Below are 678 nucleotides of genomic sequence, written 5' to 3' on the forward strand. Positions count from 1 at the left end.
ATATCCACTAAACCAGCATGAAATAAGGCATTTGGCAAAAGAAGATAAGTTGGAACCTGTGGAACAACCGCTCTAATTTGGAGATTAGACGAGGAATCCAAAGGGTCAGAAGACCCAGAAGGCTTTGGTTTAACATGGGAAAGAAGCAGAAGGAACAGAATCCGGAGATGAAGGAGATACCGGAACAGAGGGCGGTAATAGAAGTTCCATGAAATGATTATTAGATAGAATTTTCTAGGCAAGAAACTAAAGTGTGGAAGGCTGCTCGTAGGAAACTTTGCTCTTTGGAGGGGGAAATCAAAAAATTTTTTATTTAGGAAAATAGTGTTGAATTCCCTTCTTCTGATCGTAAGAATAAATCGTTGTTTCAATGATGATATCAGCTATTTTTTGCCGAATTTTTAAGAAAAATGCTTTTGTGGAAGTATGTAGCCTATATAGATGTTTATAGGGAGATGGGGGGCGGTCTTGAGAGTGATGTTTTTATTCTTGTATGGGGGTAGCAATGTTAAAAGGTCAAAAAACATGTTTAAGGTATTTTCTTGTCTAAAGGGGGGAGGAAAGGAAGAGGGAAGATTTAATGATTACGAAGATTTTAGGAGGGAGATTAGGGAGATAGGATTTCTGAGAGCTCTGGAGATGCAAGGGGATAAGATTTCTGGAGGATTGTGTGGGCAT

The 678-nt window shown here is 38.9% G+C and carries 1 protein-coding gene and 1 pseudogene; one reads left to right on the forward strand and one right to left on the reverse strand.

Translation table 11 applies throughout. The annotated features are described in order from the left end of the window. Window positions 1–192, reverse strand: a pseudogene (locus ACFIL8_RS11945) (hypothetical protein); the annotation flags it as partial. Between the two features lie 282 nt (window positions 193–474). Here ACFIL8_RS11945 and ACFIL8_RS11950 point away from each other — a divergent pair. Further along, the coding region (locus tag ACFIL8_RS11950) for a hypothetical protein (RefSeq protein ID WP_375689996.1) at window positions 475–678 on the forward strand (204 nt) is incomplete at its 3' end.

This window comes from Bartonella sp. AP57NXGY, from assembly GCF_042195805.1.
Taxonomy (GTDB): Bacteria; Pseudomonadota; Alphaproteobacteria; order Rhizobiales; family Rhizobiaceae; genus Bartonella.